General features: G+C 76.1%; 14 protein-coding genes. 3 read left to right on the top strand and 11 right to left on the bottom strand.

Features of this window, described 5'->3' with window-relative positions:
- Positions 1-83 precede the first annotated feature (83 nt).
- Together ACFQ8Y_RS19835 and ACFQ8Y_RS19830 are read left to right on the top strand one after the other, a co-directional pair.
- Positions 84-1,979, top strand: coding sequence for a DUF4012 domain-containing protein (locus tag ACFQ8Y_RS19835; RefSeq protein WP_430586512.1), 1,896 nt, complete (start codon positions 84-86; stop codon positions 1,977-1,979).
- 123 nt (positions 1,980-2,102) lie between these two features.
- On the top strand, positions 2,103-2,849 hold the full coding sequence (locus ACFQ8Y_RS19830; protein WP_430586511.1) for an LPXTG cell wall anchor domain-containing protein: 747 nt from the start codon (positions 2,103-2,105) through the stop codon (positions 2,847-2,849).
- A gap of 29 nt (positions 2,850-2,878) precedes the next feature.
- Here ACFQ8Y_RS19830 and ACFQ8Y_RS19825 read toward each other — a convergent pair whose 3' ends face one another.
- The 10 genes from ACFQ8Y_RS19825 to ACFQ8Y_RS19780 all read right to left on the bottom strand — a co-directional run bounded on the left by ACFQ8Y_RS19825 (position 2,879) and on the right by ACFQ8Y_RS19780 (position 10,620).
- Positions 2,879-4,525 (bottom strand): LuxR C-terminal-related transcriptional regulator, encoded by a 1,647-nt coding sequence (locus ACFQ8Y_RS19825; protein WP_430586510.1) that lies wholly within the window; start codon positions 4,523-4,525, stop codon positions 2,879-2,881.
- A 96-nt stretch (positions 4,526-4,621) separates the two neighbouring features.
- A complete protein-coding gene (gene dtd, locus ACFQ8Y_RS19820) occupies positions 4,622-5,047 on the bottom strand; it encodes a D-aminoacyl-tRNA deacylase (protein WP_430548545.1) in 426 nt (141 codons plus the stop codon).
- Positions 5,044-6,069, bottom strand: a complete 1,026-nt coding sequence (locus ACFQ8Y_RS19815) for an asparaginase (RefSeq protein WP_430586509.1) — start codon at positions 6,067-6,069, stop codon at positions 5,044-5,046. Before ACFQ8Y_RS19815 ends, dtd begins: the two co-directional genes overlap by 4 nt.
- A gap of 10 nt (positions 6,070-6,079) precedes the next feature.
- Positions 6,080-6,424 carry a DUF2516 family protein gene (locus ACFQ8Y_RS19810; RefSeq protein ID WP_429733949.1) on the bottom strand — a complete coding sequence of 115 codons (345 nt, stop codon included), beginning with the start codon at positions 6,422-6,424 and terminating at the stop codon, positions 6,080-6,082.
- 9 nt (positions 6,425-6,433) lie between these two features.
- The gene (locus tag ACFQ8Y_RS19805; protein WP_430548543.1) at positions 6,434-6,859 is read right to left on the bottom strand and encodes a type II toxin-antitoxin system VapC family toxin; all 426 of its coding nucleotides are present in this window, start codon (positions 6,857-6,859) and stop codon (positions 6,434-6,436) included.
- 45 nt (positions 6,860-6,904) lie between these two features.
- Positions 6,905-7,201, bottom strand: a complete 297-nt coding sequence (locus ACFQ8Y_RS19800) for a type II toxin-antitoxin system Phd/YefM family antitoxin (protein WP_430564506.1) — start codon at positions 7,199-7,201, stop codon at positions 6,905-6,907.
- 148 nt (positions 7,202-7,349) lie between these two features.
- Positions 7,350-8,132, bottom strand: coding sequence for an ABC transporter permease (locus tag ACFQ8Y_RS19795; RefSeq protein ID WP_430586508.1), 783 nt, complete (start codon positions 8,130-8,132; stop codon positions 7,350-7,352).
- Positions 8,129-9,157, bottom strand: coding sequence for an ABC transporter ATP-binding protein (locus ACFQ8Y_RS19790; protein ID WP_430586507.1), 1,029 nt, complete (start codon positions 9,155-9,157; stop codon positions 8,129-8,131). Before ACFQ8Y_RS19790 ends, ACFQ8Y_RS19795 begins: the two co-directional genes overlap by 4 nt.
- Positions 9,158-9,295: 138 nt before the next feature.
- On the bottom strand, positions 9,296-10,225 hold the full coding sequence (locus ACFQ8Y_RS19785; protein WP_430586506.1) for a permease prefix domain 1-containing protein: 930 nt from the start codon (positions 10,223-10,225) through the stop codon (positions 9,296-9,298).
- Positions 10,222-10,620, bottom strand: coding sequence for a PadR family transcriptional regulator (locus ACFQ8Y_RS19780; protein ID WP_430549022.1), 399 nt, complete (start codon positions 10,618-10,620; stop codon positions 10,222-10,224). Before ACFQ8Y_RS19780 ends, ACFQ8Y_RS19785 begins: the two co-directional genes overlap by 4 nt.
- Positions 10,621-10,792: 172 nt before the next feature.
- Here ACFQ8Y_RS19780 and ACFQ8Y_RS19775 point away from each other — a divergent pair, with 172 nt between their 5' ends.
- Positions 10,793-12,814 (top strand): DHA2 family efflux MFS transporter permease subunit, encoded by a 2,022-nt coding sequence (locus tag ACFQ8Y_RS19775; protein ID WP_430586505.1) that lies wholly within the window; start codon positions 10,793-10,795, stop codon positions 12,812-12,814.
- Positions 12,815-12,832: 18 nt separating this feature from the next.
- Here ACFQ8Y_RS19775 and ACFQ8Y_RS19770 read toward each other — a convergent pair whose 3' ends face one another.
- Positions 12,833-14,062, bottom strand: a complete 1,230-nt coding sequence (locus ACFQ8Y_RS19770) for an aromatic acid exporter family protein (protein ID WP_430548537.1) — start codon at positions 14,060-14,062, stop codon at positions 12,833-12,835.
- Positions 14,063-14,085: the final 23 nt, after the last annotated feature.

Here is a 14,085-nt window from a genome sequence, read left to right as displayed (position 1 = left end):
CCCCCTGGTCTTGCACCCGCGCGCGCCGACATCACCCGCAGATTCATCCCTCCGACCGCGCCGCGCGGACCTACGGTGCGGGGATGACCGTCGACACGGGCGCGGCGCCCGCCAGCACGGAGCCCACGGCGCCGACACCCCGCCGACGGCGCGCCGTGCGCTGGGTGCTGCTCGGCACGGTCGCGGCCCTGCTGGTCGTCGCCGTGTGCGCGGTGCTCCTGGTCCGCGACGCGCTCGCCGCGCGCGGCGCCCTCACCCGCGCCGCGGTGCAGGTGCCCGCGGTGGCGGAGGAGCTGCGCGCCGGGGCCCGGTCGGAGGCGGACGGCGACACCCCCGCGACGCTCGCCTCCTCCCCCGCCCTGGCGGAGCTGCGGGCGCAGACCACGATCGCGCGCGAGGCGACCGACGGCCCGCTGTGGTGGCTCGCCGCCCGACTGCCCGTGGTCGGCCCGTCGGCGGGGGCGGCCGTCGACGTCGCCGTCGTGCTCGACGACGTGACCGACGAGGTGCTGCCCCCCTTGGCCGACCTGGCCGACGCCGTGGCCGCCACCGATCGCACCCCGGACGGCGGGCTCGACCTCGCGCCGCTGCAGGCGGCCGCACCCGGGATGGCGATGGCGCGGGCGTCGGTCGACGCGTCGCGGGCGCGCCTCGACGCCGTCGACCCCGACGCCCTGCTGCCGCAGCTCGCCGACCCCGTGGCGACGCTGCGCGACCGGGTCGACGAGCTGGCCGGCGCCGTCGCGACCGGAGACCGCGCGGCCGCGCTCGGCCCGGCGATGCTCGGCGCGGACGGACCGCGCACGTACCTCCTGCTGGGCATGAGCACCGGCGAGCTGCGGCAGGGCGGCGGCATCCCGGGCGCGCTCGTCCTGCTGCGGGTGGACGACGGGCGCGTCGAGGTGGTGCGCCAGGTCGCGGCCTCTGCCGTCGGTCCGTTCCGCTCCCCCGTGCTCCCCCTGTCCGCCGACGACGACGAGGCGTACACGGCCCGGCTCGGCATGTTCGTGCAGGACGTCACGGCCACCCCCGACTTCCCGACGTCCGCCGCACTGGCCGCCGAGATGTGGGCGCGCGCCCAGGGCGAGCAGGTCGACGGCGTCCTGGCCACCGACCCGGTCGCGCTCTCCCAGCTGCTCGCCGAGACGGGCCCCGTGCGGGTGCCGGTGTCGGGCCCCGTCGCCACCGCGCTCGGCCGCAACACCGTGGAGCTGACGGCCGAGAACGCCGTCGACGTGCTGCTGCGGCGCGTCTACGACGTCCTCGACCCCGAGGCGGCCGACCAGTTCTTCGCGGAGGCCGCCGCCGCGGTGCTCGCGCGGTCCATGTCCGACGACGTCCCACCGGCGACGCTGCTCGCCGGCCTGCAGCGCGCGGCCGGGGAGCACCGGGTGCGGGTGTGGTCGGCCGACCCCGCCGAGGAGGCGCGGCTGGAGGGCACGCTGGTCGCCGGGTCGTACGCCGCCGCCCCGCGCGCCGCCGACGCCGTCGGCGTGTTCCTCACCGACCACGTGGCCGGGAAGATGTCGGCGTACCTGGACTCGTCGCTGCACGTCGTCGGCTCGGAGTGCACCGACGCCGGCCGGGTGGACACGCTCGAGCTGACGCTGGCCTCGACGGCCCCCGACGACGCCGCCGCGGTGCTGCCGTCGTACGTGGCCGGCGTTCCGGGCGGCACGCACCCGCCGGGCACCCTGAGCCTCGGCGTGACCGTGGCGGGGCCCCGCGACGGGGAGGCGCCGCGCGTCGAACGGGACGGGGCCGCGGTCGGCGGCGAGGCCCGCACCACGCACGGACGCCCCACCCAGTCCGTCACCGTGGTTCTCGCCCCGGGCGAGAGCGCCACGCTGCGGTTCGCCGTGCCGGGCGCGCCGGCGGGCGAGGAGGGTGGCACGCCGCCCGGCCGCCTGGAGGTCTGGTCGACCCCGACGACGACGGCGGGCGGGCTGCTCGACGTCGAGGTGCCGACCTGCGGGTGAAGACGCGTCCTGCCTGCGGTTTCACCCGGGTGAGACGGGGTCGCCGATCGAGGTGCGCGGCTAGCGTGAGGGCCCCAGGCAGCACCCAGGAGCACGGAGAGCATCGCCCCCGGAGGAGTCGAGATGGCCCACGCACGCACCGCCGTACGCGCCGCCGCCGGCCTGGCCCTGAGCGGCGCGATCGCGGTCGCCGCCGCACCGGCCCTCGCCGCGACGGTGCCCAGCCCGAGCAGCAGCCCGAGCAGCACCGACTACCCGCCGCCCGAGGAGCCGACGCTCACCGCGCAGATCTTCCAGCCGGAGTGCGACGGCGACGTGCCGTACCTCCGCTACGCCGTCACCGCCACGGGCACCGAGAACACCACCGTGACCATCACGTGGCTCAACCCGGGCGGCGACGACGTCGTGCAGGCCGACCTCCCGATGAGCGGCCGGGTCCTGTGGCCGGGCGCCGTGGTGGACTCGTCGGGCGCGCCGCTCGACTGGCCCGGCTGGCGCCTCGAGAACGGCGTCTGGGTGGAGGGCGACGAGTTCGACTGGGTGCGCCCGTCCGTGGACGTGAAGCTCGAGGTGAACCCCGAGCTCACCATGACCGCCGCCTACCCGCCGTCGTCCCCGAGCTGCGCGACCAACCCGCCCGGCACCGTGCCGCCCGACGAGCCGGGCGAACCCGGTGACCCGACGCCCGGCACGACGGTCCCCGCCGCCGTGCCCGCGGACGGGGCTCCCCCCGCGGCCGCACCGCCCGCGTCGGGCTTCCTGCCGCAGACGGGCGCGGGCGTCGCCGGGCTGGTCGCCGCGGCCGCGGCGCTCGTGACTGCGGGCGGCCTCGCCGTCGGCCTCGCACGTCGGCGTCGCACCGACCACTGACACGGCTGTGAGGCCGGGTCAGGCCGGCGTCACGACGCGGGCCGCAGCGCGACGACCGTGAGCTCGGCGCGCGAGCTCACGCCGACCTTCCGGAAGACGCGCCCCAGGTGCACCTCGACGGTGCGCACCGACACGCACAGCCGGTCGGCCACCTGCTTGTTCGCCAGGCCGTCCGCGACGAGGCGCGCGACGTCGAGCTCCCGCGCCGTGAGCACGTCCGCCCAGCGCGCCCACACGTCCGCGAGCCCGTCCCGGCCGCCCCGGCAGGTGCGCACCGCGCTCACCACGAGCGACGGCACGGTGGCCGGGCGCGGGTACCCGAGGTCGCGACAGACGGCGACGGCCGCGGGGACCGGGTCCGGGCCGACGGCACGCAGCCCGGCGGCGAGGGTGTCCGAGCCGCCGGTGCGGCGCGCCACCTCGGCCGCGAGCCCGCCGACGACGTGCGACACCGGCAGGCGCGCCGCGGCGTCGTCGAGCACCCGGGCGGCCTGCTCGGCGTCGCCGCCGCGCAGGAGGACGAGCGCCTGCACCACCCGCAGGTGCGCCTCCGCCAGCGGGGAGAGCCCGTCCGCCCCTACCCAGGCGACGGTCTCCCGGTACGGCGCGGCGGTGACGACGGCCCGGGCCAGCACCTCGTCGGCCTCCCGGGGGTAGCGGTCGAGGCGGGCCAGCGCCTCGACCACGGCGGCCAGGGCGGCGCGGTCCGCCGGGGACACCGTGGCGCGCGCGACCGGCACGACGAGGCGCGCGAGCCGGACGCCCGGCGGGTCCTCGTCGTCGGGCGGCAGCGGCCCGGCCGCACCTGGGCCGGGGCACGGTGCCCCCGACCCGGTCCCGGGCCGGTCCAGGTGCCGGGCGTCGACCAGCGCGAGCACCGCGTCACGGGCTCGCTCGGCATCGTCCTGGACCGTCGCGACGCCGGTGCTCGCGACCCGCTCGAGCCATCCGGCGGCGTCGTGCAGGTGCCCCCCGAGCAGCGCGGCGCGCCCCGCGACGAGGAACGCCCTCGCCCGCACGTCGCCGGTGCCGTGGCTGGCCGCCTCCCGCGCGACCGCGTGCGCCGCGACCGCGCACCCCTGACCCAGCCGCTGCCGGGCGAGGCGAACCAGACCGTCGGCCAGGGCCGGGTCGCCGGCGAGCGTGGCGAGCGCGGCGTGCCACCGCGCCGCCCCGGGCTCCCCCGCGCGCTCCAGCTCGGTCGCCAGCGCGGCGTGCACGGCCGTGCGCTCGGTGAGGTCGGCGTCCTCGTGCACGACGGCGCGCAGCCGCGGGTCCGCGACTCGGAACCGGCCGTCGGCGAGCTGGAGGTGCCCGGCCAGGGGCGGCGCGAGCAGTCGCTCGACGGAAGCGCCGGTCGCGCCGAGCAGGACGTCGACGCGGTCCAGGACGAGCACCCCGGCGGCCAGGAGCACGCGCCGGTCCTCGGGGTCGAGCGCGCCGGCGGTCCCGTCCAGGGCCGCCGCCCGCACCGCGGCCGTCACGGGGAGCGGGTCGGGCAGCGCGGCGACGCCGGCGAGCTGGTGGGGGGTGAGCAGCCCGAGCGTCTGGGCGAGGGCCTCGGGGTCGGCGCCCACGAGCTCCGAGACCCGTCGCACGACCTGCGGCGCGACCGGTCGCGCACGGACCCCCGGCGGGGACTGCCAGGGCGCGGCGCTGTCGCGGATCGAGGTCATCGTCGGCCTCCCGTCTCGTGCCGGGCCTCGGTGCTCGGCGGCACCACTCTGCCGCATCAGCCCGAAAATTGCGCGAAGACGCAGGTCAGCGATTTGTCAGGTCTCCACCAATATCGTCACGGGGCCGTCGTTCACGAGCTCGACGGACATGTCCGCCCCGAACCTCCCGGTGGCCACCTCGAGCCCCCGCGCCCGCAGGTCTGCCACGACCTCGTCCACCAGCGGCTCCGCCACCGGGCCGGGCGCGGCCGCGTTCCAGGTGGGCCGGCGACCCTTGCGCGCGTCCCCGTACAGCGTGAACTGGCTGACCACCAGCACCGGGGCGCCCGCGTCGGTCACCGAGCGCTCGTCGCGCAGGATGCGCAGCTCCGCGATCTTGCGGGCGACGGTCGCCACCTCGGCGGGGCCGTCGGCGTGCGTCACGCCGACGAGCGCGAGCAGGCCGGGCCGGTCGATCGCCCCCACCACCTCGCCGTCGACCGTGACGGACGCGCTCGACACGCGCTGCAGCACGGCCCTCATGCGACGTCCGCCGCGAAGGCCGGGCGCACCGCGCCGACCGGCGCCCCGCCACCCAGCACCGGCGTGACGCCGACGGCGTCCAGCGCGGCGGCGTCCGCGCCCGCGACGCCGGCCGCCCCCGCCGCGCGCATCGCCGCGGCGAGGATCGCCGGGCGGGGCCGGTCGCCGCCGTCGAGGATCTTGAACGCCACCGCCGACCCGTCGGGCAGGCCCGCCGCGCACACGCCGTCGGCGCCGATCTTGGCGATCGACCCGGGCACCGCGGTCATGACGAGCGTGTCCTCGCGGCCGCGGCCCGCCACCATCTCCGGGTGGCCGGCCATCGCGCGCGCGACGCGGCCGCCCTCGTCGGTGGTGCCGGCGGCGCCGGCGGACGCCAGCCGCCCAAACGACCGCGCCAGGCCGAGCACGGTGGTGGAGAACAGGGGCGCGCCGCAGCCGTCCACGGTGACGTGAGGGTCCGCGTCGCCCGTCAGCTCGACGACGGCGTCGCGCACCGCGCGCTGGAGCGGGTGGTCGAGGTCGAGGTAGGACGCGGTGTCCCAGCCGGCCGCGACGCAGGTCGCGAGCATCGCGGCGTGCTTGCCCGAGCAGTTCTGCGCGACCCGCTCCGGCCCGTGGCCGGCCTCCTGCCAGGCGAGCGCCTCGGCGCGGCCGAGCGGCAGGTCGGGCGTGTTGCGCAGGGCGGACTCGTCCAGCCCCGCGCCGGCGAGGAGCTCGCGGACCCCGGCCAGGTGCTCGGGGGCGCCGCTGTGGCTGGCGGCCCCGAGCGCCAGGAGCCGGCCGGGCAGGTCGAGGCCGGAGCGCAGCATGGCCACGGCCTGGAGCGGCTTCACCGACGAGCGCGGCCAGATCGTCGTCGTCGGGTCGCCCAGGGCGAGCCGGACCCCGCCGTCGGGCCCGAGCACCACGAGGTGCCCCAGGTGCACCGACTCCACGAGGTCGCCGCGCACCACCTCGGCCAGCGGGGCCGCGCCGCGCACCACGGGCGCGACGGGCGCGGGCGAGCCCGTCGTCGTCACCTCGCCCACGTCACCAGCCGCCCGTCGGGCCCTGCGGGCGACGCCCCCCGCCGGTGCCGTACGGCTGGATCCGCGGGCGCACGTCCACCCAGTAGATGATCGCGGGCGTCACGGCGATGACGTTGAAGAACGACCCGGCGGTCATGAGCATCGGCGGCAGGCCGAACAGCCCGATGAGGGCGGCGATGCCGAGGATGATCAGCCAGATGTTCTTCTTCAGCTTCCCCTCGGACACGTAGGCGTTCGCGGGCCGGCGGGCGGCATCGAGGAACGCGACGAGCTGCACGACGAACACCACGACCGCGAGCACGACGAGCAGGATGTACTGGAAGGATCCGAAGGCGGCGGAGATCACCCGCCGAGCCTACGGGAGCACGCGGAGCCTGCGGGAGCGCGCGGCGCCCGCGACGTGCTCGTCCCACGCGGCGACGACGCTGTCCTCGTGCGCGACGGCGAGCGCGCTGGCCACGTGCAGGGCGTCGGCGCCGCGCAGCGGCACGGGGCACGACGCGACCAGCTCGGCGGCGCGCTCGGAGACCTCGGGCGTCACCTCGAGGGTGTGCAGCCCGGCGCTCAGCTCGTCCCAGATCGCGGTGCCGCGACGGCGCGCGAGCGGGTCGAGCACCCCGGCCCGCTCCCCGGCCGCGAGCGCCGCCCGCACCTCGGCGTCGGCGATCCGCGACGAGACGACGACGTCGGCGCGGTTCCACAGCGCGCTCGCGAGCGCCGAGCCGGGCTCGCGCACGCACAGCTTCACCAGCGCGCTCGCGTCGAAGTAGACGAGGGCCATCGTGCTCCGTTCTTCGTTCCGCCGGTCGGGCTGCCGAGACCGTCGTCAGCGGCGGATGCGCCGCACCAGGTCGGACATGCGCGACGCCGGCCGCGCGGCGGGGCGCGGGGCGGACCGGGCGGCCGCCGCGTCGTCGTCGGGCACCGCGTGCACCGGCCGCTCGGTGGCGGCGGGCGTGAGCAGGCCGTCGCGCACCAGCCCGGCGACGAGGTCCGCCGTCTGCACCCCCGACAGGCGGGCGACCGGCACCCCCCGCTCGGTGATGACGACCTCCTCGCCCGCCCGCGCCTTCTCGATCCACGACTTGAGCTCGGCGCGCAGCGCGCTGACGGAGACCTCCATGACCGACGACCGTACCGTCCGCAGCCCGGTGCCGAACAGCAGCTCTGCCGAGGTGGTCCGAGAAGCGCCGAGGTAGTTCGTGACACAGTGTCACGAACTACCTCGGCAGGGTTCGGGCTACCTCGGCGCTTCCGGGGCCACCTCGGCGTCAGATGGCGCGGCGGTAGGCGCGGAACGCCGACGACGCGAGCGCGCCCAGCAGGGCGACGGCGGCGGAGAGCAGCCCCAGGTGCAGCCACACCGTGCCGGGGTCGGCGAAGCCCTGGAGGGCGTCGCGGGCCACGACGACCGCCCAGTCGAACGGGTTGTACCGCGCGGCCGTGGCGATCCAGTCCGGCGCGAGGGCCGGGTCCATCACCGCCGACGAGAGGAACATCAGCGGGATCGTGAGCAGCTGCGAGACGCCGATGAGCGCCTCCTGCTGCCGCGTGAGCAGCGCGACGGCGCCCGACAGCGCGGCGAACAGGCAGCTCAGCAGCGCCGCGGCGACCAGCATGACCAGGATGCCGGCCCCGCCGCCGGGGAACCGCGCCCCGCCGAGCCACGCGACGCCCACGACCACCAGCGCCTGCGCGCAGCCGAGCAGCGCGTACCAGGCCATCGAGGCGGCCAGCAGCGCGCCGCGGCTGGTCGGGGAGGCGAGGAAGCGATCCATCACGCCGCGGTCCATGTCCTGCACGAACGTCGTGCCCGCCCAGGCCGCGCCGCCCATCGCCGTCATCATGACGACGCCGGGCGTGAGGTACTCGAGGTAGGTCACGTCGGCGCCGCCCGCGAAGCCGGGGATCTCGATGACGGACCGGAACAGCTGCCCGAACAGCAGCAGCCAGATCATCGGCTGCAGCAGGTTCATCACCATGAACACGGGGATGCGCACGCCCTGCCGGGCCTGCCGGCCGGTGAGGAGCGCGGCCTGCGTCAGGGCGCTCATGCCGCCACCCCCTCGACCCCGGCGCCCGCCGTCGAGCGGTGGGCCGCCTCCAGGCTGCGGCCGGTGTGCCGCAGATAGACGTCGTCGAGCGTGGGCCGGGACAGCCCGGCCGCCCGCACGCCCAGGCCCGCGGCGTCGAGCGCCGCGAGCAGCGCCGGGAGCGCGGTGGCCCCCGCGTCGGCGCGCGCCCGCAGCGCGCGCCCCTCCGCGGCGACGTCGACGACGCCGGGCACGCGCGCGGCCACCGGTGCGGCCGCCGCCGCGGCGGCCTCGTCGTCGAGCTCGACCGTGACGCCGTCGCCGCGCAGCTCGTCCTTCAGCGCGTCGGGGGTGCCCGCGGTGACGACCCGGCCCGCGTCCACGATGACCACCTGGTCGGCGAGACGGTCGGCCTCGTCGAGGTAGTGCGTGGTGAGCAGGATCGTCATGCCGTCGCCGGCCGCCATGCGCTCGATCTCGGCCCACATCGCGGCGCGCGCCTCGGGGTCGAGGCCGGTGGTGGGCTCGTCGAGGAACAGCACCTGCGGCCGGTGCACCAGGCCGACGGCGACGTCGAGCTTGCGCGCCATCCCGCCGGACCAGGTCTTCACCAGGCGGTCGGCGGCGTGCGCGACGCCGAAGCGCTCGAGCAGCTCGTCCGCCCGCGCCCGGGAGTCGCGGGCGCCAAGCCCCTGCAGCCGCCCGGCGAGCACGAGGTTCTCGCGCCCGGTGCCCATCGGGTCGGTCACGGGGCGCTGCGCCACGTAGCCGATGGCGCGCCGGACGGCGGCCGGGTCGCGCACCACGTCGTGGCCCGCGACGCGGGCGGTGCCCGCGTCGGGCCGCGACAGCGTCGCGAGGATCTTCACGGTGGTGGACTTGCCGGCGCCGTTGGGGCCGAGCAGGCCGAGCACGCTGCCCGGCGCGGCGGACAGGTCGAGGCCGTCGAGCGCGCGCACAGGGCGTGCGCCGCGACCGGAGCGGTAGGTCTTGGTCAGGCCGGCGACGTCGATGGCGACGTCGGGCGAGGTCGGTCGTGCGGACATGTCTCCTCCTTGCTGGGTGGACCAGCGGTCGGAGGGTCCGGCGCACGCCCTAGGGTGGGAGTGCGTCTCGTGGTGCGGTCGTGCACCGGACCCGAGCCACCGGTCCCGGGCGATGGCAGTCGCCCGGGACCGTTCTTGTCACTGCTCGTGCTGCTCGCCCGTCGACCTGAAGAGCATCCGGGCGAGGACGAGCATCATCACCGCGAGGGCGACGACGAAAGTCAGCCAGGACCAGGCCCAGCCGACGGTGAGGCCGAGGACGACGAACACGGCGAACGCCGTCAGCCAGATGACGAGCGTGTAGACGCCGAACCGCGCGGCGGCGGCCGGGTCCCGCTCGAAGCGGTCGAAGTCGTGGCCGGTCGCGTGGGCACGCGCGACGTCCCGCACCCACGCCTTCTTCCGGTTGGTCTGCGTGACGCCGAGCATCGTGAACAGCACGCCGCCCACGACGAGCAACGCCGCCGCGACGACGTACACCCACGCCTCGAACTCGCCGAGCAGGGTGAGCCCGGCGAGGAGCAGGCCGAAGACCGCGAGGCCCGTGGCCAGGTAGTAGCCGCCGGCGCGTCGCGACGGCACCGGGTGGTTCGTCGTCGTCTCCTGCGAGAGGGACGACCCGACCACGAAGCCGGCGGCGCTGGACGCGGTGAGCAGGAGGGCGGCGACGACGAGGCCCGGCAGGGCGAGGACGTCGAGGGCCGCCAGCACGCAGAGGGCGACGAGGGCCACGAGCACCAGCGACGCGAGCACGACGCCCAGCACGAACCGGGGCTTCGGGCGCACGCGCTGCTGCCGGGCGACGGCGAACGCCTCCTGGAGCGGGGTGCGAGGCGTGCCCCCGGTCTGGGCCGCGACGTCCGCCTGCGCGTCGGCGACGATCGCGCGGACGTCGCCGAGCTCGTCGAAGGCACGGCGGGCGGCGTCGTCGGGCGACGCTCCCTCGGCCTGCAGCTCGGCGGCCCGGGCCTCGAGGTTCGCCCGGATCTCCTCCTTGAGGTCCTGGACCTCGGGGGACGGCTCGACGCCCGCGAACGCGTCGTCGAGGAGGCGGTGGACGGTGGTCATCGGGAGGAGTCCTTGTCTGTGCTCGAGTCCGCGCGCGGGTCCGTGCGCAGGAGGGAGTCGATGACGTCGCGGGTGGCGACCCAGGCGGCGACGTTGCGCCGGTAGACGGCGCGGCCGGCGTCCGTGATCCGGTAGTACTTGCGGCGCCCGCCCTGGGACTCGTCGCCCCAGTAGGCCTCGACCAGGCCGTCCTTGGTGAGACGGCGGTACGTCGCGTAGAGCGTGGCCTCCTTGATCTCGTGCGCCCCGCCCGTGGCGTCGCGGATCGTCTTGTAGATCTCGAAGCCGTAGCGGTCCCCGCGACGCAGCGTCGCGAGCACGATCGTGTCGGTGTGGCCACGCAGCAGGTCGGCGGAGAACGCGTCGTCCGCCGTCGAAGGTTCAGCTCGCTGCATCACGACAAGTACTGTATCTCATCAACTACTCGACGACAACAGGTGCTGCACGTGCACGACATCGTGCCGAGACGGTTCGCCGCGCCCTCCGCCGAAGACCGTGCGAGCCTGCCAAGCGGGACACCTGCTCATCGCGCGGACGCCGTCGTCCGCCCGACAGGAAGGGCACGCGATGGCCGCCGCACCGAGCGCACCACCCGCCGAGCCGGAGGCCCTGCCGCAGCGCAGGGTGCTGGCCGTCTTCGGCGGGCTCATGCTCGCGATGCTGCTCGCGGCGCTCGACCAGACGATCGTCGCGACCGCGCTGCCCACCATCGTCTCCGACCTCGGCGGCGCGGAGCACCTGTCCTGGGTCGTGACGGCGTACATGCTCGCGAGCACGGCCACCACGGTGCTGTGGGGCAAGCTCGGCGACCTCTACGGGCGCAAGGCCCTGTTCATCGCCTGCATCGTCATCTTCCTCGTCGGGTCGATCCTCTCCGGCACGTCCCAGACGATGGGCCAGCTCATCGCATGGCGCGCCGTGCAGGGCGTGGGCGGCGGCGGGCTGATGGTGCTGTCGCAGGCGATCATCGGCGACGTCGTCCCCCCGCGGGAGCGCGGCAAGTACCAGGGCTTCTTCGGCGCCGTGTTCGGCGTCTCGTCCGTCGCCGGCCCCCTGCTCGGCGGCTTCTTCGTGGACAACCTCGACTGGCGCTGGGTCTTCTACATCAACATCCCCATCGGGATCGTCGCGCTGCTCGTCGTCGCGTCCGTGCTGCCGCACATCGAGGCCGGCAAGAAGCCCCGCATCGACTACGCCGGCATCATCCTGCTGGGCCTGATCTCCACGTCCGTCGTGCTGGTCACCAGCCTGGGCGGCACCACCTGGGAGTGGGCGTCCTGGCCGGTCTACGGGATGGTCGCGCTCGCCGTCGCGTCGCTGGTCGCGTTCGTCGTCGTCGAGCAGCGCGCCCCCGAGCCCGTGCTCCCCCTGCACCTGTTCCGCAGCAAGGTGTTCTCCGTGTCCGCGGTGGTCGGGTTCGTCGTCGGCTTCGCCATGTTCGGCGCGATCACCTACCTGCCGCTGTACCTGCAGACGGTCAAGGGGTCCACGCCCACCGAGTCCGGCCTCGAGATGACGCCGATGATGCTCGGCATGCTGCTCACGTCCATCGGGTCGGGACAGCTCATCTCCCGCACCGGGCGGTACAAGGTCTACCCGATCGTCGGCACCGCGATCACGGCGGGCGGGCTCTTCCTGCTCTCCCTCATGGGCCGCGACACCACCACGCTCCAGGCCGGGCTGAGCATGTTCGTCCTCGGCGCCGGGCTGGGCATGGTCACGCAGGTGCTCGTGATCGCCGTGCAGAACGCGGTCAGCTACAAGGACCTCGGCACCGCGACCTCCGGCGCCACGTACTTCCGCACCATCGGGTCGTCGGTCGGGGTCGCGGTCTTCGGCACGATCTTCGCGAACCGGCTCACCGACGCGCTCGTCACCGGTGTCCCGGCGACGGCGCAGGGCCCGTGCGGGCCCGCGGCGCTGGCCGCGTCCACCCAGAACCTCGCGCAGTGCCAGCCCGAGGTGCAGGACTGGTTCCTGGACGCGTACGCGGGCGCCCTGCACGTCGTCTTCCTGTGGGCGGTGCCGATCGCCGTGCTCGCCTTCGCCCTCACGTGGCTGCTGCCGGAGGTCGAGCTGCGCACCGCGACGCGCGGCGACGCCGCCACCACCGCCGGGCAGGCGGCGGGCGAGTCGTTCGCGCTCGGCTCCGCCCGGACGTCCCTCGACGAGCTGCGCCTCATCCTGTGGCGCCGCGTCGGCAAGCTGGACCCGCTCAAGGTGTACGAGACGATCGCGCGCGACGACGACCTCACCGCCGAGGAGGCGTGGATGGTCACGCGCGTCTCCCTCAAGCGGAAGCGGTCCGTGCAGCTCATGGCCGAGCGCACGGAGGTGTCGCCCGAGACGGTGCGGCGCATCGCCCAGGCGCTGGCGGCGCGCGGACTCGTCGAGGTGGACGGCGACGCCGTCCTCGTCACCCCCGACGGCGACGTCGTCGCCGAGTCGATCCGCGAGGCCGAGCGGCAGCGGCTGCGTCGGTACGTCGCCGAGTGGCCCGGTGGGGACGAGCCCGAGGTCGACCAGCTCGTGGAGCAGCTCACCCACCAGCTCCTCGCCGACGACACGGACGTCGTCGAGCACCGCTGACCGACCGCCCGCGGGCCGTCACATCTCCGGGAGGGCGTCCCGGGCCTCCTCGGGCGGCAGGCCCGCCGCCTCGAGCAGGTCCACGACGGGCGAGCGCAGCAGCAGCACCAGCGACTGCACCTGCCAGTGCCCCTCGCCCACGGTGCGCGGGTCGACGTCGCGCGCGACGTCGAGCAGCGCGTCGCGCGCCTGCCCCAGGCCCGTGCCCGAGCCGAGGGCGGCGGCGAGCAGCCGCACGCCGTGCGCGAGGCGCACGACCAGGTCCGCCACCGGGTCGGCGGTCGGGTCGACCTCCGGCGGCGGGGGGAGCCCGCCCGCCAGCGGCGCCGCCGTCACCCGGTGGCTCCCCTCGTCCCCCAGCTGCCCCAGCGAGCGGAGCGTCGCCGGGGCGCGCCGGGCGAGCACGCGCACGCTGCGCATGGCCCGGTCGACCAGCACCGCCTGGCCGGTGAGCCGCGTGATCTCCGCCCGGAGCACGCGGTTGACGCTCACCCGGGCGATCTCGTCCGACTTGGTCGCGACGTCGTGCCACTCCTCGAGCGACTTCTCGGCGGCCCGACCGCGCACCAGCGCCGCGGCGAGCTCGTCGGGGTCGCCGTCGCGCAGGCCGAGCGCCACGGACTCCAGCGTGAGGGCCAGCTCGCGGGTCGCGCTCTGCGCCAGGTCGCGGATGCGCCGCCGCGGGTCGCCGGGTGTGAGGAGCGCGACGAGCAGCGCCACCCCGCCCCCGACCAGGGCGTCCGTCCAGCGGCCGAACGCGCCGTTGGTCGCCACCGAGGCCGGCAGGCCCACGACGACGCCCGCCTGGACGCCCGCCTGGATGGTCACCAGCGGGCCGCGGTCGACGAACCGGGCGATGAGGGCCGAGATCCCCATCACCAGCGCGATCTGCCACCAGCCGGACCCGATGAGGTGGACCATGACGTCGCCCAGCGCGACGCCGAGCGCTACGCCCGCCGCGACCTCGGCCACCTTGCGCAGCTCGCGGTCGAAGCTGAACCCGAGGCACACCCACGCCGCGATGGCGGCGAAGAACGGCTGCGTGTGCCCCAGCACGACGGTCGCGATCCCGTACGCGACGCCCGCGGCCAGCGCCGCCTGGACGATGGGCCAGAACGCGACGCGCACCCGGGAGATGCCCTGCCGCAGCCGGATGCGCCGGGGCAGGGTCCGCAGGGCCGCGCGCGCGGCGGCGCCCGCACGCCGCGACATGTCGCCCGCGGGACGGGCCGCCGGCTCGTCGCTCACGGGCGCCCGCTCACAGCAGGCCC

Origin of the sequence: Isoptericola sp. NPDC056605, from assembly GCF_042792795.1 — a bacterium.
Classification (GTDB): domain Bacteria; phylum Actinomycetota; class Actinomycetes; order Actinomycetales; family Cellulomonadaceae; genus Isoptericola.
Note: the sequence above shows the minus strand (reverse complement) of the source record. Positions and strands in the feature narration are given on the sequence as shown.